General features: G+C 62.5%; 19 protein-coding genes. 3 read left to right on the forward strand and 16 right to left on the reverse strand.

Going from position 1 to position 23177, the window contains the following annotated elements:
• Positions 1-24 precede the first annotated feature (24 nt).
• Both FFS18_RS07235 and FFS18_RS07240 read right to left on the reverse strand, forming a co-directional pair.
• Entirely contained in the window at positions 25-801 is a 777-nt protein-coding gene (locus FFS18_RS07235; RefSeq protein ID WP_054586691.1) for an SDR family NAD(P)-dependent oxidoreductase, read from the reverse strand.
• 34 nt (positions 802-835) lie between these two features.
• Positions 836-3163: an enoyl-CoA hydratase-related protein gene (locus FFS18_RS07240; RefSeq protein WP_054586690.1), complete on the reverse strand. Its 2328-nt coding sequence runs from the start codon at positions 3161-3163 to the stop codon at positions 836-838.
• A gap of 204 nt (positions 3164-3367) precedes the next feature.
• Here FFS18_RS07240 and FFS18_RS07245 point away from each other — a divergent pair, with 204 nt between their 5' ends.
• Positions 3368-3871, forward strand: coding sequence for a DUF3237 domain-containing protein (locus tag FFS18_RS07245; protein ID WP_054586689.1), 504 nt, complete (start codon positions 3368-3370; stop codon positions 3869-3871).
• 6 nt (positions 3872-3877) lie between these two features.
• Here the strand turns inward: FFS18_RS07245 and FFS18_RS07250 are convergent, their stop codons facing one another.
• From FFS18_RS07250 to FFS18_RS07295, 10 genes are all read right to left on the reverse strand, one after another.
• The gene (locus FFS18_RS07250) at positions 3878-5347 is read right to left on the reverse strand and encodes a coniferyl aldehyde dehydrogenase (RefSeq protein ID WP_054586688.1); all 1470 of its coding nucleotides are present in this window, start codon (positions 5345-5347) and stop codon (positions 3878-3880) included.
• 52 nt (positions 5348-5399) lie between these two features.
• Positions 5400-6506 carry an acyl-CoA dehydrogenase family protein gene (locus FFS18_RS07255; RefSeq protein WP_054586687.1) on the reverse strand — a complete coding sequence of 369 codons (1107 nt, stop codon included), beginning with the start codon at positions 6504-6506 and terminating at the stop codon, positions 5400-5402.
• Positions 6507-6516: 10 nt separating this feature from the next.
• On the reverse strand, positions 6517-7728 hold the full coding sequence (locus FFS18_RS07260) for an acyl-CoA dehydrogenase family protein (RefSeq protein ID WP_054586686.1): 1212 nt from the start codon (positions 7726-7728) through the stop codon (positions 6517-6519).
• A complete protein-coding gene (locus FFS18_RS07265; protein ID WP_054586685.1) occupies positions 7725-8714 on the reverse strand; it encodes an NAD(P)H-dependent flavin oxidoreductase in 990 nt (329 codons plus the stop codon). Before FFS18_RS07265 ends, FFS18_RS07260 begins: the two co-directional genes overlap by 4 nt.
• Before the next feature lie 65 nt (positions 8715-8779).
• A complete protein-coding gene (locus FFS18_RS07270; RefSeq protein WP_054586684.1) occupies positions 8780-10072 on the reverse strand; it encodes a cytochrome P450 in 1293 nt (430 codons plus the stop codon).
• 41 nt (positions 10073-10113) lie between these two features.
• Entirely contained in the window at positions 10114-10866 is a 753-nt protein-coding gene (locus tag FFS18_RS07275; RefSeq protein WP_054586683.1) for an enoyl-CoA hydratase/isomerase family protein, read from the reverse strand.
• Between the two features lie 219 nt (positions 10867-11085).
• Positions 11086-12123, reverse strand: a complete 1038-nt coding sequence (locus FFS18_RS07280; RefSeq protein WP_054586682.1) for an alcohol dehydrogenase family protein — start codon at positions 12121-12123, stop codon at positions 11086-11088.
• Positions 12124-12132: 9 nt separating this feature from the next.
• On the reverse strand, positions 12133-13356 hold the full coding sequence (locus FFS18_RS07285; protein ID WP_054586681.1) for an acyl-CoA dehydrogenase family protein: 1224 nt from the start codon (positions 13354-13356) through the stop codon (positions 12133-12135).
• A gap of 25 nt (positions 13357-13381) precedes the next feature.
• Entirely contained in the window at positions 13382-14119 is a 738-nt protein-coding gene (locus FFS18_RS07290) for an SDR family NAD(P)-dependent oxidoreductase (protein ID WP_054590045.1), read from the reverse strand.
• Between the two features lie 12 nt (positions 14120-14131).
• On the reverse strand, positions 14132-15157 hold the full coding sequence (locus FFS18_RS07295) for a phosphotransferase family protein (protein WP_232014778.1): 1026 nt from the start codon (positions 15155-15157) through the stop codon (positions 14132-14134).
• 112 nt (positions 15158-15269) lie between these two features.
• Here FFS18_RS07295 and FFS18_RS07300 point away from each other — a divergent pair, with 112 nt between their 5' ends.
• Together FFS18_RS07300 and FFS18_RS07305 are read left to right on the forward strand one after the other, a co-directional pair.
• On the forward strand, positions 15270-16118 hold the full coding sequence (locus FFS18_RS07300) for an SDR family NAD(P)-dependent oxidoreductase (RefSeq protein ID WP_197715647.1): 849 nt from the start codon (positions 15270-15272) through the stop codon (positions 16116-16118).
• A gap of 209 nt (positions 16119-16327) precedes the next feature.
• Positions 16328-18091, forward strand: a complete 1764-nt coding sequence (locus FFS18_RS07305; RefSeq protein WP_054586679.1) for an N-acyl-D-amino-acid deacylase family protein — start codon at positions 16328-16330, stop codon at positions 18089-18091.
• Positions 18092-18188: 97 nt separating this feature from the next.
• Here the strand turns inward: FFS18_RS07305 and FFS18_RS07310 are convergent, their stop codons facing one another.
• The 4 genes from FFS18_RS07310 to FFS18_RS07325 form a co-directional block, all read right to left on the reverse strand.
• A complete protein-coding gene (locus tag FFS18_RS07310; protein ID WP_054586678.1) occupies positions 18189-18653 on the reverse strand; it encodes an Lrp/AsnC family transcriptional regulator in 465 nt (154 codons plus the stop codon).
• On the reverse strand, positions 18650-19117 hold the full coding sequence (locus FFS18_RS07315) for an Lrp/AsnC family transcriptional regulator (protein ID WP_054586677.1): 468 nt from the start codon (positions 19115-19117) through the stop codon (positions 18650-18652). The genes FFS18_RS07310 and FFS18_RS07315 overlap by 4 nt, the downstream gene beginning before the upstream one ends.
• Positions 19118-19252: 135 nt before the next feature.
• A complete protein-coding gene (locus tag FFS18_RS07320; protein WP_249340340.1) occupies positions 19253-20293 on the reverse strand; it encodes a phosphotransferase family protein in 1041 nt (346 codons plus the stop codon).
• Between the two features lie 47 nt (positions 20294-20340).
• Positions 20341-22950: a TonB-dependent receptor gene (locus FFS18_RS07325; RefSeq protein WP_084758112.1), complete on the reverse strand. Its 2610-nt coding sequence runs from the start codon at positions 22948-22950 to the stop codon at positions 20341-20343.
• Positions 22951-23177 lie beyond the last annotated feature (227 nt).

The raw sequence follows: 23177 nt of genomic DNA on the forward strand, positions 1-23177 counted from the left end.
GGAGAGGCAAGTCGCAAGGATGTCTTATAGCGATTGTCCATCATCGACGGTGATGACCGTACCGGTTATCCCGAGCGATGCGTCCGAGCAGAGAAACAGCAGCGGCGCGTGGAGATCGCTCGCCGGGCGCAAGCGGGCGCGCGGAAAGGAAGCGATATAGGCCTGCCCCGCTTCACTTCCGACCATCTCCGCCGTCATCTCGGACTCGAAATAGCCAGGCTGGATGACATTCACATTGATGCCGCGCCGCGCCCATTCGCGCGCAAATGCCTTGGCCATATGGCGCGCAGCGGCCTTGGTCGCGCCGTAAACGGACGCCGCGGGCAGCGCCCGCTCGGCCGTGATAGAGCCGATGATGACGACTCGGCCATGCTCGCGCTCGCGGCTTCCCGCTGCCACGAGCCGCCGCGCTCCTTCGGTGGCGGTCAGGAAGGCGCCCCGGACGTTGACAGCGAGCAGATCGTCGACATGCGAGGCGGTGAGGTGCAGGGCGGCGTTGTCGCTCGCGATACCCGCATTGGCGACAATCGTGTCGACAGTTCCGAAAGCTGCCTCGGCTGCATCATAGGCCGCTATTGTCGAGGCTTCGTCCGTGACATCGAGGGCCACGGCGAGCGCCTCGCCGCCCTGCCCCCTGATCGCATCGACCTCTGCCTCGAGCCGGTCGACACGCCGCGCCGCAAGGACCACCTTAGCGCCGGCCTCAGCGAGCACGCGCGCAAAGCCCGCGCCAAGTCCGGACGAAGCGCCGGTCACGAGCGCCACGCGCCCGGTCAGATCAAAAGCTGTCGCCACACCCATTCCCCCTCTCCTTCCCGGCAGACCCCGAGAAAACCTATCGGCCCTTCCAGACCGGTGGCCGCTTCTGGGCGAACGCGAGCGGCCCCTCGCGCACATCGTCCGACCGGAAAAGCGCTCCGATCGCCGGATATCGCGTCTGGTTCCCATAGGCGGCCGCGAGGTCGCTTTCGTCCAGGCCTTTCATGACGGCCTCCTTGGAAGCCCGGATCGACATCGGGCTGCACGCGGCGATGTCATCGGCCCAACGCCGCGCCGCTGCGAGCAGTTCGTCTTGCGGCACCACTTCATTGACGAAGCCAAGCGACAGACCTTCAGCGGCCGATACGCGGCGGGCGGTGAGGATCATGCCCATGGCCTGCTTGAGGCCGATCTGCCGCGGCAGACGGTGGAGCCCCCCCGCAAGAGCGGCGAGGCCAACCTTGGGCTCGGGAAGAGCGAAAACGGCGCCTTCGGCCGCGATGATGAGGTCGCAGGCCAATGCAATCTCGAAGCCGCCACCCATGGCAATACCATTTACCGCGGCGATCACGGGCTTGTTGTTGTCCCAGCGCGCGGTGAGGCCGGCAAATCCCTTGGTCGGTGTCTCGAGCGGCAACCCCGCAGCCATCGACTGCGCGGTGAACTTGAGGTCATTGCCCGACGAAAAGGCTTTGTCGCCGGCCCCCGTCAGGATGGCCACCCACTGATCGGGATCAGCCTGGAAGTCGTCGAAAACCTCGGCCAGCTCCTCGTTCGCATATGGCGTCAACGCGTTCATCGCGTCGGGGCGATTGATCGTGACCAGAGTGATCGGCCCGTCGCGTTCGACGAGACAGAAGCGGTGCGGCGCCGCGCGCCGGTCGCGCTTCTCGCCTACCTCCCATATTCGGGCGCCAAAGGCATCGATGCGAATATGGCCGGACGTGCCGATGGGATTGGCGTCGAGCGAGGAGAGGACCAAGATCGATCGATCATCGTCACGCCGTACCTTCGCGATCGTTCGCTGGCCATCTGCGGTGCGCGCGATCACGACGCCGTGGAGGACCTCGCCCTTCGGCGTATAAATGATCGTGTGCGTTTCGACGGTGGCAGCGCCCTCATAGGTCTCTGTAAATTCGGGCACGGAGCCGCGCAACGCGTCCGCCCTGGCCTGAACCGAATAGTCCGGCCTCAAAGTCTTCTCCGGTGGCCGCGTCGAGATCAACAGCGCATGATGTTTGGATACGACGCCGCCCTGGCCGTAGAGAAGGCCTGTGGTTCCCTTTCCGGCCCGCATCTCCCGGACCATCGCGCAGACGCCGTGGCTCATATAATTGTTCATCGGGCCGCCAAAGAAGGTCAGCCCGCCGGTCACCGTCGGCTTGACGTCCGGCCGCAGCTTCAGCGTCTCGAGCGCCATCTTGGGCACAATCGGAAAGCAGCTGTACATTTCCGCCAGATCGATCGCGGAGGCATCGCCGCCAGCGATCTCGACTGCCTGCTCCAGAACCACGCGCTGCGCGGTCGACTGGTCATAGCGGTCGCGTTCCAGATAATCCCCGGGCTCCTGCGCTGCCGCGCCATCCCAGATATAGATCAGCCGCTCTTCGGGAATCCCGTTGGCGAGGGCCCATTCGAGGCTTGCCACGACGATCGCGGCCGCTTGGTTGACCGAAGGGTTCGCGACCATCAGCTTGGGATAGGGAAAGGCCACCAGCCGGTTGCTCTCCGAAGGCGTGCCGATCTCTGCCGCTCCCGGCGCGGAACGCAACCATGCGGTTTCATTGGACGCGGCTACCTTGGCATAGTCCGCCCAGAGTTCGGCGGCAGCGGCGCGGCCCTCGGCCGGGGTCTGCCCGCGGGCGGCTTGGAAGGCGTTCTCATAGAGCGGGTAGATATGAACGGGCGCAGTCATTCCGAGCTTTTTCGAGGCCTTGCGCATCGGAAGCGAGGCGAAGTCGACCGCGACGGTTTCCTCTTTGGGAGCGAGCGGGGTCCAGTCGAGCTTCGCCTTGGCCTTGCGCGCCTTGCCCATCGCATTGACGGCCTCACCGCCGACGATCGCGGCAACGGCGCTGTCACCCCGCGCGATACGGAGTGCTGCCTCGTGCAGGAGGCGAATAGGCGTTTCGCCGCCCATGCTGGCATTTTGGGCACGGGCGGGGCCGATCGAGAGCTTCTCGCAAAGAAGAGCTACGGGGTCGCGGTAGCGCCAGGTGACCTGTCCGACGAGATCGATCGAGTCCAGCGCGCCGAGAACGGCCGGCGTTTCCGCCGCCGCGCGGCGCAGCGCTTCTGCCATCAGCGCCACAGGTTCGAGCGCCTTGCCCGGGTCATCCGGGCGGTCCACAATCTCGCCGACGGCGATGATCACGGGCGTCTGCGCTGCTGCTGTCCCTTTCATCTCAGCTGTCTCCCATCCTTATACGTCCGGCTCGCCACTTGCGCGCGCAGCGTCTTCCTAAAACCGATCGATAGGCAAGCGGACGTCAGGTGGCAAGTTAATTGGTCAATTGATTATTATCGCGGCCCGTCTTAGGATACGACGCTGCCCGCTTCCAAACGACAGCCCGTAGCAGCCGAGCATTCCAACTTGATGGAGAAGAGCATGCACCTTGAACCCCTGCTGCGCATGCGCGTCGATCTGGGCAACCGCTATCCGATCGGACCGATACCAAAGGGTCGCCGCAACGTGTGGCAGCTGGGCGGCGGCACCGTCGAAGGCCCACGTATCAAGGGCACGGTCGCGCCTGTCGGAGGCGAGTTCGAGTTGATCGACCAGGAGGGCGTCTTTCACATCGACGTTCGGCTCGTCATCGTCACCCACGACATGGCGAACATCTTCGTCCAATATTTCGGGGTCGCCAACACGACGCCGCAGGCTGCGGCCAAATACAAGGCCGGCGAGACGGTCGATTTCGGCGAGACCTATTTTGCGACGCAGCCCCGCTTCGAAACCAGCCACGCGCGCTATTCCTGGCTGAACCATGTGATGGCGGTCGCCGAGGGTCGGGGGGACGGGAGGGCCGTCGAATATCTCATGTACCAATGCGTCCCCGATCAGTCGATTGGTCTGGCGCGCGCGGACAGCGTGTTCAAATTCGACGGCTAGCTCCTTCTACCGGGCGCCCGCTCCGATCTGCTTGTCGACGAAGGCGCGAAGCTTGGCGCCATAGGGCGGCCTGAAAAGCTTCATCGGCCCCAGATCCCTGCCGAGCTGAGTGTGGATCGCCTTGCGATGGCTGAATTCGCGAAAGCCGTCGATCCCGTGATAGGCACCCATACCCGAAGGCCCGATGCCGCCGAAAGGCAGATTTTCCTGCGCGCAATGCATGATCACGTCATTGACGCACACACCGCCCGAGGTCGTGGCATCGATGATGCGATCGCGTTCGCCCGCTTCCGATCCAAAATAGTAAAGCGCAAGCGGCCGGTCGTGCGCATTGATCTCCGCCACAACCTCCTCGGCGCTGTCATATGCAACGACCGGCAGAAGCGGCCCGAATATCTCGTCCTGCATCACCGCCATGTCGCGGGTCGCATCGAGAATGAGTGTCGGAGGTATCCGGCGATGCTCCTGCTGTTCGAACGTCTCGCCAGCGGGGTTGATCTCGACGATCGTGGCACCCTTCTCACGCGCGTCCGCGACATAGCCGCGCACGCGCTCGAAGTGCCTGTCCGATATCATGGCCGTGTAGTCAGGATTATCCTTGAGGGAGCCGAACATCGCCTCGGTCGCCTGCCGTGCCTCGGTGACAAAGCTGTCGCGTAGCCCACGAGGCACGAATATATGATCAGGCGCCAGGCATATTTGACCGGCGTTCAGGGTTTTTCCGGCCATGATCCGCGCTGCGGCGACGGGCATGTCCACGCTCGCACCGAGGATCACAGGGCTCTTCCCGCCAAGCTCGAGCGTCAGGGGCACGAGATTCTCCGCGGCAGCGCGCATCACATGCTTTGCGACCGAGCCGGCGCCGGTGAATATCAGGTGATCGAAGGGCAACGCCGCGAAGGCGGCCCCCACATCGGCACCGCCTGTCACGACCGCGACCTCGTCAGGCGCGAAATATTCGGCGATCGATTGCTGGAGCAGATCCGACGTTCGCGGCGTGAATTCCGACGGCTTGATCAGCGCCCGGTTCCCGGCAGCCAGAACGCCGGCAAGCGGAGAGAAGACGAGACCCACCGGAAAGTTCCACGGCGCGATGATGCCGATCACGCCTTTGGGCTGGAACCGGATTTCCGACCGGGCGCCGAAGAGGCCGAGCAACCTCGGTTCGACCGGCCGTCGTTCGCTGCGCATCCATTTGCGCAGATTGGCCCGACAGTCGCGCAGCGCGCCAAGCGGACTCATGATGTCGGTGATAGCCGATGCGTGGCGCGACCGGTTGCCGAAATCGGCATTGATTGCCTCTTCGAACCGCGCGGAATAGTCGCGAAGCAAGGCAGCACAGCGATCGAGCCGGTCAATTCGCAAATCCGCGCTCGCCTGACCGTCCGCAATATGGGCCTTGCGCTGACGCTGCAGCAACTGCTCGAGAGCAGCGCTATCGGTGGCCATCGTGTCAGCGCGTAAGCTCTTGGTCATTTTTGGTACCTTCCATAGCTTCTGAAACGGGAAGCTGACGCTTCCCCCCTGTTCACGCAGCGGCGACTACCCTGCCGATTTCACGCAGATGATAGTCCGTGTTGCCGAACAGACCGTCGATCGTGAGAATATGTTTGAGATAATGACCGACCGGAAGCTCGTCGGTCATGCCGATGCCGCCGTGGATCTGTACGGCCCCCTGCGCGGTCTCGCGCCCCAGCCTGCCAACCTGCGCCTTCAATACCGAAATATCCCGGCTCGTTGCCCGTCCGCTGTCGGCCAGCGCCGCGATATAGAGAAGCGACGCTCGCGCCTTGACATAGGCAATCTTCATATCGGCGAGCCGGTGCGCGATCGCTTGAAAGCTTCCGATCGGCCGACCGAATTGCTCGCGCGTGCCCGCGAAGTCTGCGGTGGTTGCCATCAGGACGGCCATGGCCCCGACGGCTTCGGCGGCGAGTGCGAGCCGGGCATCCGCGAGCAAGGCCTCCAGCTCCGCATCGGCGCCCGCCATGATGGCAGCCCTGTCGACCGCGACGTCATGGAGCAGGATATCCGCAACGGGCCTGCCATCGAGCGCGCGATATCGCCGCACTTCGATGCCTTCGGCATCGGCGGGCACTGCGGCCAGGCAGACCGCCTTCGTCTCCGAGAGCGCCGAGATGAGCAGCACCCCTGCTTCTCCGCCTCCAAGAACGAGTTTTTTGCTACCCCGGATGCGCGGACCGGCCTCACCTTCATAGAGTTTGGTCGACAGCGTCGAAGAGGCGCCGGTGCCGCTACCTTCCTCATGGGCGAAGGCGCCGCGCAAAGCTCCGGTGCCAATATCGGCAATCCATTGCGGCACCGGTCCCGCGGGATCGAAGCGAGCGAGCGCCCGGCCCGTGAGGATCACCGAGGGAAGCAAAGGCTCGATGACCAGATGGCGACCGAAGAGCTCCGATATCGCCACAATGTCGGAGGCCGAACCGCCCAGTCCCCCGCAGGCTTCGGGAAGCGGCATCGCGACAATCCCCATATCGACGAGTTCGCTCCAGATTCCGGTTTCCGCCTGACCAGCCATGATGCGTCGGCGCAATTCAAAGGCGTAACGCTGATCGAGCAGCCGGGAGAGGCTGTCGCGGAGCATGACCTGCTCATCGGAGAATTCGAAATTCATGGGCTCTGCCTCAGGCGCGAAGGGTCTGGAGATTGCGGGAGATGAGGTCCCGCTGGACCTCGTTGCTGCCGGCATAGATGGAAGCGGCCCGGGTATTCAGATAATAGGGCATCGCCACGAGGCTGAAGGGATCGCCCAGGGGTTGAACGCCGGACCCGACCTCAAGGGCTTCCAATTGCAACGGCAGCGCGTCGATCCCGGCAACACGCGTCATCATGATCGACAGCAGCTGCGAGAGTTCCGAACTCATCACCTTGTTGAGCGACGGCATCGCGGGATCGTCGGCGAGGGCGTGGCCGCTTAGCACCAGCTTCTCGACATGCTCGAAGGACGCGACTTCGGCTTCGAGTTCCCCAAGGTCGCGCTGGAATACCGGATCCTCGCTGAGGGGTCCGCCAAAGGACGCCGTTGCATCCCTCGCCGCGGCCCGGATCGCATCGAGTTTGCGCCTGATCGCCGGGCTATGCGCAGCGCCGCCCCGCTCATGCTTGAGCAGCGCCTTGGCGACGCTCCAGCCTTCATTCTCGGCGCCCACGCGGCCCGCCTGGGGGACGCGGACGTTATCGAAAAATACTTCGCATTGCTCGGCCACACCATCGAGGCCGATGATGGGACGGATGTGCATGCCGGGATAGTCGGTCCGGTCGAGGAGGAGAAAGGTAATGCCCTGCTGCTTCTTGCCGTCCCGGTTCGTGCGCACGAGCATGAACATCTTGTTGGCCTTGTGGGCGAGGGTCGTCCATGTCTTCTGGCCGTTGATGATATAATCGTCACCGTCGGCCAGGGCCGAGCATGACAGGGCGGCAAGATCAGAACCGGCACTCGGTTCGGAATAGCCCTGGGTCCAGTAATCCTTGCCCGAAAGGATCCCGGGGAGATGCCGGCGCTTTTGTTCGGGCGTGCCAAGCTCCATGAGCAGGGGGCCGACCATGATCAGGCCGTTGGGCAGGAGCGGCGGCAGATCGCGCTTCCAATGCTCCTCGGAGAAAATATAGCGTTGCTCAAGCGACCAACCGGTCCCGCCATATTCGACGGGCCAGGCCGGGGCGGCCCAGCCGCGCGCATATAGAAGGCGGTGCCATTCCATTGTCGCCTCGAACGGCGCGAAAACGCTTGTGGTCTTCCGCCCCGCCTCGCGGATCGCGTCGGTGGGTGCCGTATCGAGAAACGCGCAGACTTCCTCGCGAAACGCTTCGAGCGATGGATCGAAATCGACGTTCATGACGTGAGCGCTCCAGGCATCATCGCCGCCAGCCGCTTCGCGATGATCGACTCGGCCTCGCCCATGATCCGGTCGATGAGTTCGTGACACGTCGGGATATCATGGATGAGACCCTGAACCATGCCAGCCGTCCATATCCCATGATCGGGATCGCCGCGGTCCAGCCCTTCCTTCCCGCGCGCGCCCTTGACGAGATGCGCGATCGCTTCGAAGGGCTTTCCTTCCCGTTCGGCCGCAATGACTTCGGCTGAAACGCTGTTCTTTGCGACGCGCGCGGTGTTGCGATAGCTGCGGAAGATCAGGTCGGTCCCCCTCTCGTCGTTATCGACCATGGCGCGCTTGATATCGTCGTGGATGGGGGCTTCCTTGGTCGCACAGAAGCGCGTCCCCATGTTGATACCGTCAGCGCCGAGCGCCAAGGCTGCCACCAGCCCGCGCCCATCGCCGAATCCGCCCGATGCGAGCATAGGAACCTTGATCTTGTCGGCAGCGGCGGGAATCAGGATAAGCCCGGGAACATCATCCTCGCCCGGATGCCCGGCGCATTCGAAGCCATCGATCGAAATGGCATCGACGCCCATGCGTTCGGCGGAGAGGGCGTGCCGGACAGCCGTGCACTTATGGAGCACGATGATGCCATGCGCCTTGAAATCGTCGACATGCTCTTGTGGCTTGTAGCCTGCGGTTTCGACGATCCTGGTGCCGCTGTCGATGATCGCCTTGCGATAGTCGGCATAGGGCGGGGGATTAATCGACGGCAGGATCGTCAAATTGACGCCGAATGGCTTGTCGGTAAGCTCCCGGCATCTCTCGATCTCGGCGCGCAGCGCATCGGGAGACGGCTGGGTGAGCGCGGTGATGATTCCGAGGCCACCGGCATTGGAAACCGCCGCAGCCATCTCTGCGGTTCCCACCCACATCATGCCGCCCTGGACGATCGGATGCTCGATCCCGAGCAAGTCGGTTATGCGTGTTCTGATTCCCATTCCCGTATCCGTCCTGCGAATATGCTGTCGTCTCTCTGCCACGCCGCCGCGCGTCGACCCGCCGATCAACTCTGAGTGAAGCGGATCGGAAGGCGTTTCGGCCCGCTGACCAGCGTCGCCTGGGTCCAGGCCGGTTCGCCGGCGATTTCGAGCGATTCGATCCGGGGCAGAAGTTCCTCGAACAGGGTCTTCATCTCGAGGCGCGCGAGATGCTGGCCGACACATAGATGGGGCCCGTAACCGAATGCGATCTGCTTGTTTGCCGGGCGGTCGAGCCGGAACTCGAACGGATCGTCGAACACCGCCTCGTCACGGTTTGCCGACATATAGGACAGCATGACCCAGTCCCCGGCCTTATACTGGTGGCCATTCACCTCATGATCCCGGGCAACGGCGCGCATGAAATGCTTCACCGGCGTGACCCAGCGAATCGCCTCATCGACGAGAGCCGGGATCAGGTCGGGATTGGCCTTCACCTCGGCGAGCAAGGCGGGCCGCTCCGCGAGGGCCCAGATCGCACCGGCCGTCGAGGCGGAGGTGGTGTCGTGCCCGGCGGTCGCGACCAGGATGTAAAAGTCGTTGGCAGCGCGCTCGTCGATCGGCTTGCCGTCGATCATGGCGTTCGCGATGATGGTCGCTAGATCGTCGCGCGGCTCGGCGCGGCGGCTCGCCGTGATATTGGAGAAATAGGCGTGGAAGTCCGCCACGACGGCCCCGAACACCTTTATGGCGGTATCCGGATCGGCCATGGCATCGGCTTTTCGACTGAGTTCCGGATCGCGGGCGCCGAAAAGTTGCTGGGTCAGCATCAGCATGCGCTGTTCGTCCTCTTCGGGAACGCCAAGGATGCTCATGATGACGTGCAACGGATAATGCAGGGCCACATCGGCGACAAAGTCGCATTCGCCGCCGAGCCCCATCATCCGATCGACATGCGCGCGCGCGATCTCGCGAATGTCGTCCGTGAGCTTCTTGACATTGCCTGGCATGAACCAGGATTGGACCAGCGATCGATAGGCACGATGCTCTGCTCCGTCCATGTTGACCATGTTACGGGTGAGGTGCGGACAGCCGGTCGCATTCTCCACCGCCTTGAGCATCGGACTTCCGATGAGAACCGTCGAAAGATCGCCGTTGCGGAAAATGTCGGGCTGGCGCTCTATGTCCATGATGTCGCCATGTCGGCTCACGAGCCAGAAGGGATCGACACCGGCGGTATCGACAAGCGAAACGGGCTGGTGGCCACGAAGCCAGGCAAGGTCGGCGTGCAGGGTCGCGGGGTCGCCGAACGACGCCGGGTTCACAAGCCGGGCCGCCATTTCGGCTGGCGCGGCCAGGTCTTGGGTTTCATTGCTCATCGTCACTCACTCCCGATCGACCAGCGCTCCAGATGGCGCGGTCATGCTTTGCGTTTTGAAAAGGCCGCGATACGTTCGCCCATGTCGGGTCCGACGCCTGCGCTGTTGCGGACTTCGTGTGCGAGGCCGAGATGCAGCGGGACATTGTCCGTTTCAGCGAGCAGTCGCTTATAGGCGGCAATGCTGAAAGCCGAATTTTCAGCGATCATCGACGCGATCGCATCGACCCGCTCCAGAAACTCAGTATCCTCGAAGCAGGACGCCGCCAGTCCGATCTCCGCCGCCTCCCGGCCATCGATCGTGCGTGCGGTGAACATCATCTCGCGCGCCTTGGCCTGGCCCACCAGACGGGGCAGCCGCTGGCTCATTCCCCACACAGGCGTGAGCGCCCATTTGGCGTGCGTGTCCGCGAACCGCGCGCTCCGGGCGGCGAGAATGAAATCACTGGCCAGCGCCAACTCGAGCGCGCCGGTGTAACAATGACCGTGCACCGCCGCGATAACCGCCTGGGGCAGATTCGCGAGACGCTCGAGCACCGAAGATTGAAAAGAGACATCATGCGCTGCATCGCCAGACGCGATGTCCTGCAGATCATGCCCCGCAGAAAAACATTTTCCCGCGCCACGCACGATGACGCTGCGAACAGTTTCGGCCTCGCCCGCGAGCCGCGCGACATGATCTTCAAGCCGCCGAAACATGTCGTTGTTGATCGCGTTGAGCCGGTCCTCACGGTTGAGGATGATATGTGCGGTTGGCCCGTCGACCCGCAACTCTACCGACAATCCCGATGCCATGGCGTCCTCTCCGCGAGCGATTCGACAATTAATTAATTGCTCGATTATTAGATACACAAATGCGTTCGCCCGATCAACTGCATAGCTCTGCGGTCAATGCGAACGGTTTTGCCGGCGAAGCGCCGCAAGCAGAGGCGCGCATTTTTTGCCGTGTCGCCCCCCCCTTTCCGCGTGCGGTCAGCAGGGGCGCGCCGGACTCAGATCCAGCCAGTTGCGTCTTCAGGGCTCGAGGATGATCTTCAGGGTTCCCGCCTCCCGGCGGTCGAACATCGCATAGGCTTCGGCGCCGTCTCGCAGCGGCAGCCGATTGGAGACATAGGTTTCCGGCTTGAGACGCCCCGCCTGGACAAGTGGAAAAAGGGTCGGCAATTCTTCGGGGACCGAGCAGGTCCCGACCCGGAATGTGAGCCCTGCCGCGAACGCGCGTTCGAGCGGAAAGGCGAAACGGCGCGATTGCTGCACACCGATTACCGAGACGGTGCCGCGCGCCCTTACCAAGCGTAATGCCATATCGACCGTCGCGTCGCTCCCGACCACCTCGACGACGGAATCGAGTTTACGTCCTTTCGTCGCCTCCCGGATCACGGCGACGGCTTCGTCAGGGTGCAGAGCGACGGCGCCCGCCGCTGCCGCCAGCGCGCGCCTTTCTGGAACGGGATCGATGGCATATACGATATGGGCGCCCAGCACGAAGGCGGAGTCGACCGTCATGAGGCCGATCGGCCCCAAACCAATTACGGCGACGCTGCTCCCCGGGGCGATATCGGCGCTGCGCGCACCGAACCAGGCGGTCGAAAGGGCGTCTGTCATCAGCAGCGCCTGCTCTTCCGATATCCCTTCCGGGATCAGCACCGCATTGGCGTCCGCGCTGGGGACGCGAACGGCCTCGGCCTGCGAACCTTGAAGCGCGGCGGACAACCCGTAGCAGGCCGCTGCGCCATTCTCGCACCCGATCACATTGCCCGACAGGCAGGGTCGGCAGGCGCCGCAGCCCGCTGCTGCGGGGATCATGACCCGGTCACCGACGCGGAGCCGCGAGACGGCGCGTCCGGTTTCGACCACTTCGCCGACCGCTTCGTGACCGACACAAAAGCCCCGATCCTCGGAAAATCCGTGACCATGATAAATGTGTAGGTCGCTTCCGCAGATCGAGCAGGCGGTGACCCGAACGATGGCGTCGCCCGCCTCGACCGGCATCGGATCGGCCATGCTTTCGTAGCGGATATCCCCTGCCCCGTGATAAAGCAGCGCCTTCATGCCGGCCTCCTACTTCGCCATCGCCGAATATTCGGCGATCTTCTGCTTCCCGAGCTGCGACATGTGCACCTCGTCGGGACCGTCCGCGATGCGCAGATAGCGATTGAGGGTGAAGAAGTAGGCGATCGGGGTGTCGTCGCTTACGCCCATTCCGCCATGAACCTGGATGGCCCGATCCGCGACGGTTTGCGCCATTTGCGGAGCGATCACCTTGATGGCCGCGATCAGATCCTTGGCAACCTTGTTGCCATAGCGGTCCATGGCGTCGGCAGCCTTGAGCGTGAGCAGGCGCGACATCTCGATTTCACAGAAGCTGCGTGCGACGTCCTGGCGGATGCTACTTTGATCGGCGAGCTTCTTTCCAAAAGCGACGCGGCTGTCCGCGCGGCGCGCCATGATCTCGAGCGCGCGCTGCGCCTGGCCGATCGAACGCATGCAGTGGTGAATACGTCCCGGCCCGAGACGCCCTTGCGCGATCTCGAACCCCCGCCCCTCACCAAGAATGAGATTTTCCTTCGGTACGCGTACATTGTCGAAGCGCAGTTCGCACTCGCCGCCCGGCGAGTTCATCGATCCGAAGACGGTCTGGTTGCGCACGACCGTGATCCCTGCCGTATCTCGCGGCACGAGGATCTGCGAATGTTGGGCATGGCGGGGAGCATCGAAGTCGGTCTTTCCCATCACGATGAAGATCGCGCAATCGGGGTGCATCGCATTCGAAATCCACCACTTCCGGCCGTTGATGACATAGTCGTCGCCGTCGGGCTTGATGGACAGCTCAAGATTGGTGGCATCGGATGAGGCGACCTGCGGCTCGGTCATCACATAGGCCGAGCGAATCTCCCCGTCGAGCAGGGGCTGAAGCCACTGCTGCTGCTGATCGGGGGTCCCGAATTTCGCGAGCACTTCCATATTGCCCGTGTCGGGCGCGGAGCAATTGAACACCTGGCTCGACCACGGCGATCGGCCCATCACCTCGGCAAGTGGAGCATATTCAAGATTGCTGAGCCCGGGCGAGAAGCGGCCATATTCGTGTGGGAGGAAGAGGTTCCACAAGCCCTGAGCACGCGCCTCGGCCTTGAGGGCGGGCATTCCAGGCCACTCCTGCCACAGATTCCTCTGGTCGTGGATGAAGTGGTAATACTCTTCCTCATTGGGGTAGATATGCGCATCCATGAACGTTTCGACCCTCTGCAGGAGGTCACGGACCTTTTCGCTATGTTCGAACTGCATGTGTATCTCCTGTCAGAATGGCAAATCAGAGCGTCAGGCCACCATCGACGACCAGCGTGTGGCCGGTGACGTAGGAAGCGAGCGGGGATGCGAGGAATATGGCGGCACCCGCCATATCGGCGGGCGTCCCCATGCGTCGCTGCGCGATCGTGGCGAGCGCGCCGTCGAGACGAGCGGAATTCTGGGTCGTGATCCGTGTCAATTTGGTATCGACGAGCCCCGGAGCGAGACCATTCACCCGAATCCCGTCACCGGCAAAAGCCTGGCCCAGCGTTTTGGTCAGACTGATCGCGGCCGCTTTGGACGCGGCATAAGCCGGGTTTCCGATATTGCCGCGCAAGCCGGACGTCGAGCTCACGATAATAATCGACCCGCCGGACGCCGAAAGCAGTGGCCGGAACTTGCGCGCGCAATGCATCAGGCTGTCGATATTGACCGCCATGACACGATCCCACCCTTCGCGCTCGAACTCCTGGCGCCGATATAATACGGTTCCCTGCGACAAAATGAGGGAGTCCAGCGTGTCGAAGGGAATCTCCGCCGTCTCGATAGCCTCGGGCGTCCCGACATCGACGCAATGATAGCCCAGTCCTTCAAGGTCGGACCCTTCATCGGCGCTGTAGTCGGACGCAGAGGCGCGCGTCCCCCAGATATGAACATTGGCGCCGCGGGCGCGAAACCCTTGGGCTATGCCGTTGCCGATCCCGCTCGATCCGCCGACGACGAGAATATTGCGTCCGCTAAAATCGGTATCGTCGATCATCATCTTTCCTTTTCAACGAATGATGCTGAGGGCGCGCTCGAACAGAGCGAGCGTGTGCGCGTGAAGCCGTTCGCCGGTTTCTCGCGGCGCCTTTCCGGCACAGGCCCGCGCAAAGCTCCCTTCCAGAATGATGCCCAACTTGTAGCAGGCGAGCACGATGTACCAGTCGAGAGCCGCGAGATCCCGGCCGCTTGACGCTGCGTAATGCGCCGCGAGGTCGGCAGGAGATGCAAGATCGGTGAGCTGATTTGCCATGGCGTCCGTGGCGAAGGATGAGCCATCGGTCGGCCATGTCGCGATCAGCCAGCCGAGGTCGAGCAGGGGGTCGCCAATCGTGCTCAATTCCCAATCAACGAGGGCTGCGAGTTCCCCGCTGTCCGGCCGGATCATCACATTTGCAAGATGCGCATCTCCGTGGATGATCCCCGGTTGAAATGCGCTTGGGCGATGGCGATCGAGCCAGGCCGCCACCGCGTCCACCCCCGGGATGGCGCCAGGCCCCGGCCACCCGGCTAGATCGGCATAGCTTTCAAGCTGGCGGCGCCAACGCCCCACCTGGCGTTCCAGGAAATTCTCGGGCTTTCCAAAATCCGCGAGGCCGACCGCCCGATAATCGAGCGCGCCGAGTGCGGCGATCGCCTCGACCACGGCGAGGCCCATGCGGCGGCGCAGCAGCGGCTCGCGAGCGTGCAAGGCGGGGAGCCCGGACATCGGGTTGAAGCCATCGACCGGCTGCATGAGATAGAAAGCAGCGCCAAGGATCGTCTCGTCGCTAGATCCGGCGATGAAGCCAGGGTGAGGAACATCGCTACCGCGCAGTGCCTCGAGGACGCGCATTTCGCGGCGCATCGTCTCATTGGATCCCGCGCGCAGGACCGGCGGCGGCCGGCGGAGAACAAATTCGGACGGCCCGCGATGGAAGCGGAGGAGAATATTCTGGGTTCCGCCAGCCAGAAGCCGGACGCCGGAAATCGAGCCACTTCCAAGGCTCCGGGCTTCCATCCAGCGATCAAGCGAAACAAGATCGACACCCTCCACCGCGCCCTCCGATATTTAATTAATTGCTTGTATAATCGCATTTGACGGCCGCGCATGTCAATGCCAATCCGGAGGCGCGAATGGCGGCGAAGCACGGAAGCGCGCGCGCAATTTGCGCGACGCCGTCGATTGGCTCGATGGCGCTTCTCAGTTTTCGATCATGGAGGTGATGGTGAATTCGATCGAATTGGAGGGCCGCGTTGCGATCGTGACGGGCGCGGGAAGCGGGATAGGCCTTGCCGTGGCAAAGCAATTGCTTGCCGCCGGCGCCGAGGTACTTGCGACCGATATCGATGCCTCTCGCCTTGAGTGGTGCGATGGCACCAAGGGAACGCACGCCTGCCGGCATGACGTGACAAGCGAAGCCGATTGGGAGACGGCGATCGGCTTCGCCGAAAAGCTCGGCCGGCTCGACATTCTCGTGAACAACGCCGGCATCATGCTCGACACGCCTTTTGCGACCGCTCCTCTCGACGATCTGAGAAGGCAATATCGGATCAATGTCGAGGGTCCGTTCATGGGGATGCAGATGGCACTGCCGCTTTTGTCGATGCGTCGTCAGGCGGACGGCACGTCAACCGCCGCCATCGTCAATATCTCATCAATCTATGGGACGGTGGCAGGGGACCGTTATGCCGCTTATAGCGCGAGCAAGGGCGCAATCCGTATGTTGAGCAAGGCTGTCGCGGTCGAACTGGCCGAGCGTGCCGTAAGAGTGAATACAGTGTTGCCGGGTCCGACGGCAACCAGGCTCGGCGCCCATCACGAGAGACCTACCGCCGCGAACGGCGAACCAGCGTGGGTGGAGCAGGTTGTTGCCGCATGGAACAGCAAGATTCCCGTGGGCCGGATGGGCAATGTCGATGACATCGCGCCGTTGGTCGCGTTCTTGGCAAGCGACGGCGCACGCTACATCACGGGTTCCGAGTTCATCGTCGATGGTGGCTACACCGCGGTTTGAGCATCCCGTCGGCGCATCGGCCTGCCCCTTTCGCGCAAAGGGAGGGTCGAAACGCCATCAAGACAGTCCAGACCGGCCATGACATCATTTCCCATTATATTTGACTCAATGGTGGATCGCATAATATAGATACTTGCATCATTTTTGTCGAATTTGAGAACCAAATGCCGACCATAATGTCGAGCAACACAGAGAGATGGGAGAATGGGATGCCTAAGTTTGACACGCTCATCAAAGGTGGCACGATCGTCGATGGCACGGGCTCGCCGCGGTTCGTGGGCGATATCGGAATCAAAGACGGGATCATAACGGACATTGGCGCCGGGATCAGCGGCGACGCGAGCGATGTCATCGACGGCACCGGGAAGATCGTCGCGCCGGGGGTGATCGACGCCCATACGCATTATGACGCTCAACTGCACTGGGATCCCTATGCCACAAACTCTGGCTGGCATGGCACCACGACAATCGGCGTGGGGAATTGCGGTTTTGGCTTTGCCCCCTGCCATCCGCAGGACCGGGAGCGCTACATGCAGATGATGGAGACCACCGAACAGGTTCCCGTAAATGCGATGCGGACAGCGCTCGGCTGGGACTGGGTCAGCTTCCCCGAATGGATCGAGCATCTCAAGCGGGTGCCCAAGGGGGTCAACGTCGCCAGCTATGTTCCCCTCAATCCGCTCCTAATCTATGTGATGGGCCTCGAAGCAGCGAAAAGCCGTCCGGCAACTGCGGAAGAGCGGGAGCGCATGAAGCAGGAACTGCACGCCGCCATGGACGCGGGCGCAATCGGCTTCGGCTTTTCCTACCAGGGCGAGCATAACACCCACATCGACTGTGACGGCACCCCGATGCCGAGCGACACGATGAGCCGCGAGGACATTCTGGCGCTCGCGGAAGTGCTTCGCGAGCGCGGCGAAGGCTCGATCCAGGCCCTCGTCGATACCCCGGGTGCGCGCTTCGGTGAGATCGCGCTAGAGGTTGCACGGGTGTCGGGCCGGCCCGTCCTCCACAATGTCGTCATCGTCAACGACTTTCTGCCCACTTATCATGAGGAAGTCCTCGCTCTGGTCGACAAGGCGCGGGAAGAGGGGCTGGAAATCTTCACCCAGACCCTGACCACGCGCGGCTGGAACGAATTCAAACCGATGGACTGGGATATCTGGAACATCATCCCCGAGTTCCGCGAATTCACCTTCGCGGGCGATCGCGCGGCAAAAGTCGCAAAAGCGGCGGACGAGGATTATCGCACGCGCTTGCGCAACGTGTACAGGCCTGAACTGCTCGCACCGGCCGGCGGACCGCTCGAGCATTATGTCCTGAACGACGCTTGCGGCGTCGCCCCATGGAACCAGTATGAAGGCAAGTCGGTCGGCGAAATCGCGGCCGCCGTTGGCAATCGGCCCACGATCGACGTGTTTATGGATATCGTGGTCGATACCAATGCCGACAGCGATTTCCTCGTGGCCGAAGGCATGAGCTTTGACGACGAGAAAGTCGCACAGGTTCTCAAACATCCGTTCACCATTCCGGGAACCTCGGACGGCGGAGCGCATGTGAAATTCTGGGCTGGCGGTCAATATTCGACGGACGCGATCATCTGGATGGTTCGCGAGACCGGGTTGATGACGCTTGAGGAAATGCACTACAAGCTCAGCGCGGTTCCGGCAGAAGTGCTCGGACTCCACAACCGGGGCACGCTGGCAGCGGGGCAAGCGGCCGATCTTTTCATCTACGACTATGAGGCGCTCGACTATCCGCGGCTCAAATATGAGATCGCCCATGATCTTCCCGATGGCGACTGGCGGCGCGTCTGCAAGCCCCAGGGCATCGAGCGGGTGATGGTGAATGGCGAGACGACCTTCGTCAATGGCACCGAGTGCACTGGTGCGACACCGGGCCGACTGGTCGGGTCGGGCGGTGCCGACATGGATGAGCAGCTGATGCATCCAATGGCGATCGCCGCAGAATGATAGTGAATCTCCGGAAGGGGGCGCAGGCCGTCCCCTTCCACAGGGTCGCTAGTGCGGAGCCCGTGAGCCCGAGTCCCGGCACCTCGGCCGGGTGGGGTCAGCGTTTTCTGGAGACCAGGGCGATATCGAGATTGTGCTTGGCGACCGAGACGATCTCGACCGTTTCTACCCGGTGTACGCCGGATCGCCGCCGTAAATGCATGTGAATAATATCTGCCACGGCCTGACGACTTTGCGCCGCCACGAGCAGAACGATATTGAAGCGTCCTGTCATCAAGGCAGCAAAACTCACTTCGTCGAAACTGGCCATCGCCTCGACCACGTCGCGCGCCGTTTCGGGAGATGTCTGAACCCGCACCAGAACAGCGGTGGTCATTCCCAACGCGGCTGAATCAGCCACCGCCGTGATCTTCGCAGCGCCCGAATCGGACAGCTTCTTCAGGCGTTTACGGACCGCAGTGTCCGAGATACCCAACAGGCGCGCCGCTTCGCGGTTACTGATGCGCGCATCTTCGGCGAGGAGGCCAATGATACGCTGGTCCAGATCATCGAGGCGCATCATTCGGATCCCAGCTTGCCAAAGCGGGGATCCAGTTTCACGATCTCCAGCGCCGTATTGACCTCGTAGGAGGCGATGCCTTCGATCTTCGCAATCTGCTCGTCGACGATCCGCTGGAGCGCAGCGCCATCGGGCGCATTTATATTGGCGAAGATGTCCGGGCTGCTCATCGCCACCGAAACACTGGTGCATGCATCGAGCTTGGCGAGGTCTTCAGCGACATTTTCGGGCGTGCGGCCTTCAACATTGAGATCGACCAAAGCGAACACCGAATAACCCAGAGCGCGCATATCGCGCTGCATCATGACGCGCAGGATATTGGCATCTTCGAGCGCCCGGATCCGGTTCGCCACAGTAGGTTCGGAAACGCCGAGTGTTTCCCCGATGTCCTTGTTCGTTCTGCTCGGATTTTCCTGAAGCGCGGCAATGATCGCCCGATTGAGATCGTCGAGGATGTCGCTGCTCATGGATATCGCCCGTTTCCAGTTAGCCCGCTCCGGCGGATGCCGGCCACGTCTCCGTATCGGTTGTCAGCGCAGCACGCCAGCCCGGAAGTTTGCTCGCAATTCCCGGAGCCGAGCACGGACTTGGGCGGCTCCGGCTTAACGGCCCTCCCCAACCGCCCAAATCGCTTCCATACCAGCGAGGAATTCATCGCGCAGACCATCGGGAAAATTGCGCGACATCGACAGTTGGACGACCAGAAGCGGCAGCGTCACCGCCCTGCGGAAAAACTCGAAATGCTCGACCCTGCGACCCGTCACGCTTTCATAATGGGCCACCCAGCTCGCGTCATCGGGAATCCTGGCGGCGACTTCGGGCGCCGACACAGCTCGATAATAGGAATTTGCCATACATTGCATGGCAATGTCGTAAGCCGGAGCAACGATACCCGCGAGTTCCCAGTCGATGATCGCGCGTACCTCGTCGCCTTCGAGCATGTAATTGCCGAGACTTGGATCGCCATGGATCAGCGCCAGGTCATCATGATGAATATCGGGCTGGTTCGCAAACAGCCAGGACCGCAACCGCTCGAGCCGCTCGCGATGCGGCGGCTGCACCCACTCGACGGTTTCCCAATACCAGTTGATATAGCGTTCGAAATGGGTCCGGCCCGCAGCCTGGCGAACGCAGGACGCGACCGCGCTGCCTTGCCAGTCGGCGCCATGCACGCTGCCCAGGGCCCGGAAAATCGATGCGATCCGCCGCTCGCGCACATCGGGCGCCGCGTCGCCGATCAGCCCGGCGCTGAAGGGCGACGCGTGCGCGACATCGCCTTCGACCTTCTCCATGATGAAGCCCGGCAGCCCGAGCACGGCGCCGTCGGGATCGATCCAGCGCGCGCGCGGAACCGCAAGCCCGGCATCGGCCAGACGCGCCTGCAGTTCATATTGCTGCCTGATGCCATAGTCGAAGAATATGCGGCCCTCGTTGCGGAGCGGCGCATAGCGCAACACGAGCGGCTCGACCTTGCCCTCCAATATTGCATCGAACACGACAACGCCGCTCGACGCGCCCGCATTGGCGCCGCCACCGCGAACATTGGCGATTTCCACCGGCCCCGCGATGTCCGGCTGCTGTGCCAGGAAGCGGGCAATGTCCGCCGGGTCTATATCGGTAAAGTCCGGCTTGGTCGCCCGCATCACGCTCGCGATAACGTCCGGTTTCGGTGTCTCCGCCATCGCGCGCCTCAGTTCGCGCCGAGCTTCATCGACAGGCGGATGCCATAGGTCCGTGGCGGCGAGAATTGTCCGGAAACATAGGCCCCCGTTGCCGCTGCGACGCGGCTGTAGGCATAAAGCTTGTTCGTGATATTCTCGGCGAACAATTGCGCCTGGAACCGATCGCCCGGCGACGACCAGCTCAGGCGGGCATTCAAGATCCAATAAGGCGCTTCGCGGGTTTGCGATTGGAAGGGCGCCTCCCCATTGAACACATCATGGAAGATTTGGCTGGTGTAGGCCGCTTCGCCCCGGAGGGTGAAGGCGCCGGCGTTCGCGGTCTCTATCCGCTGCTGCGCTCCGAAGTTGAGCTTCCATTCGGGGGCCCGGATAAGGCGGTTCCCTTTGATGTCGAGCGTCGCAAGGCCGAGCGGGTCCTGGAGAAGCTGGCTGCCATATTCGCTGTGGATCCACGAACCGGACCCATCGAGCGAGAATCCGGCAAGGCCGCGCGGCGCGAGCATATACTCGGCCTCGATGCCGTAAAGCGTCGCATCGGCGGCATTCCTGATCGTCGAGGAATTGTTGAGATAGGTCGTGAACTGGATGTCGCTGAAATCATAATAGAAGCCCGCCAAATTGACGCGCAGCTGATTGTCGGCGAGCGTCGACTTGAGCCCGGCTTCGTAGGACCAGAGGATTTCGGGGTTGAAACTCCCCGTGCATTCCGCCGGATTGAACCCCCCGGCCTTGTAGCCCCGCGACACCTTTCCGTAGAGCATCGCGCGATCCGAGAGGTCGAAATCCACCCCGGCCGTTCCGGTCCACGCGGTCCAGCTCTTCTTCGACTGGGTTTCGCACAAGGCCGCAGTCGGTACGAAGTTGGAGTGGAGCCGCCGGAAGACGTCCTTTTCATCGCGCGTGTAGCGAAGGCCCGCGGTCACCCGCAACCGATCCGCGATCCGGTAGGTGACTTGACCGAAGCCCGCCAGCGAGGAGCTTTTCTGCTCGGCACCGAAGCCCAGAAAGGCGACGGGCGTCGGTTGCCCGCCATAAAGGGTATTGCCGAGCAGCGGATCGGACCCGAGGAGGAGGAGATTGGGGATGAGAGGCTGCGACAGGTCGAAGACCGGTGGCGGTGCCGCGGTGCCCAGGCTGGCGGAGGCAATGATGAGATCGCCGAGCGAGGGCAGATAGATGTCCGCTTTCAGACTTGCGCGGTCGTGCAGGTAAAAGACTCCTGCGAGCCAGTCCAGCCGGTCGTCGAACGCCTTCCCCGAGATATTCACTTCCTGCGTGAACTGCTTCGAGGTTTGCTGGATCGGATCCTCGTAGAGAATGGCCGCACTGCTGCCGTCATTGTCGGTCTGGATGAACAATTTGCTGAACCGATAAGCCGTGATCGACTTCAGCGATACATTCCCGATGTCCCAGTCGAGTGTCGCACTGGCCCCGCGAAGATTGACTTCGGTCCGCGACGGAAAGTCATTGGCAATGCGGGTCGATTTGGTGGGATCGCCTCCACGCAGCCCGGGCTCCGAGAGGCCAAACAGGTCGGAGATGCTTCGATTCCCCAGCAGCGCGAGGTCCGAGGGCGACAGGAGGCCGGGAATTCCGGCGAGCGCGGTTCCCGGAAGGGAGAAAATTCCGGTCGGCGTTTCGGGTGAGATGCTCGACGGCGTCGGGAGCGCATCGATGAACTGCTGTACCGCGGACGTAACCTGCCGTGACATGTCGCCGCGCAAGGTCAGCTTGATGTCGCTCGACGGCTCGATAAGCAGCGCAGCCTGGCCGCTCAGATGGTCGTTGGCATCGTACCGCTTGCCGTCGAAGACATTGAAGCGGTAGCCGTCTCTCCGGTCATATTTCACCGAGACCCGTGCTGCCACCTTGTCCGGCACGATCGCACCGGTTGCCCCGGCTTCCACCGCGACGCGATCGTAATTTCCATAAGTGAAGGCAAGATTGGCAGCCGTGTCGTAGGACGGCGGCTTGGTGATGTAATTGATCGTCCCGCCGGTCGAATTGCGACCGTACAGGGTACCTTGCGGGCCACGCAGAACTTCGATGCGCTCGAGGTCGAAGCTGGGGACGCTCTGGGCAAAGAGCTGACCCATGTAGACGCCGTCCTGGAACGTCGCGACCGTCGGCTCGCCGGCCGTAACCGTCAGGTCGGAGCCGATGCCGCGCATCGAAAGTTGCGAGTAGCCGGTAAGCTGGGCGAACACCAGCGACGGAACATTGTACTGCAACTGCTGAACGCCGTTGATCTGCTGCTGCTCCAGCGTCTCGGATGTGAAGGCGCTGACCGCAACGGGCGTGCGCTGGAGCGACTCGCTTCGCTTCTGGGCCGTGACGATGATTTCGCCCAGCTGCGACGGTTCGTCGGCCGCAGGCGCTTCGGGCGCCGTTTGGGCCCGCGCTGCCCCAGCCCATGCCAACACGCCGATCGACGCACAAAGTGCCAGTGCCTTGCTCCGCATTCCAATTCCCTCCAGGAAGCCGTCTCGCGGCTCGCCGTCGGCAGCGCTGCTGCCGCGTCGATGGAGCCTGAGACGCGATGATGAGGGGATGAGGCCATCCGCGATAGCGCGCGCCGATCGATGCATCTGCCCATCCGGTCTCTTGCCGTAGCGCATTGTCAGCCTCCTCCCATTGACCGCCGGAGATTGCCTCCGTGCATTCGCGACCCCGAAGGTTCGCGAGCTTCATAGTGGTGGCATCATTAGGATTAATGTCAACGCAAAATATATATACGATCGTCCATATAGTTATAATTCGACCTTAGAGCGCCATCAGGGGTTGGGGCAAGCTTCTCCCGCGGCGCGTTCCTGCGCCTTGCTGTTCCGGGCATGGCAAAAGGAGA

It is taken from the genome of Sphingopyxis sp. 2PD (genome assembly GCF_005503695.1).
Taxonomy (GTDB): Bacteria; Pseudomonadota; Alphaproteobacteria; order Sphingomonadales; family Sphingomonadaceae; genus Sphingopyxis.